Source organism: Streptococcus sp. HMSC071D03 (assembly GCF_001812125.1).
In the GTDB taxonomy this organism is placed as follows: domain Bacteria; phylum Bacillota; class Bacilli; order Lactobacillales; family Streptococcaceae; genus Streptococcus; species Streptococcus pseudopneumoniae_N.
The window spans coordinates 34,621-34,893 of the sequence record NZ_KV807807.1; the positions used below are offsets into that span (position 1 = coordinate 34,621).

General features: G+C 41.0%; 1 pseudogene. It reads right to left on the reverse strand.

Annotation, left to right across the window (positions count from 1 at the left end):
- Nucleotides 1-273: pseudogene (locus tag HMPREF2837_RS09370) on the reverse strand (tagatose-bisphosphate aldolase); the annotation flags it as partial.

Genomic DNA, 273 nt, shown 5'->3' on the forward strand with positions numbered 1-273 from the left:
AGCCTTCAACGTATTTCACGTTAACTGGAACTTCCACTTTCAAGACATCGATATTGAAACGTGGGTCAGAGAAGACCTTCATAGCACCGATAACCTTGTGTGGTTTTACTTTAGCGTATTCTGCAGAACCTGCATCAGCAATCTTTTCGTCGTAAGCAAGAATTTCAAGGAAGAATGGAATATCTTCAGCCACACACTCAGAACCAATGCGTTCGATGTAAGCTTGTTTTTCTTGGTTAAGTTCGTCAGAGCTATCTACGTCATAGTAAAGCA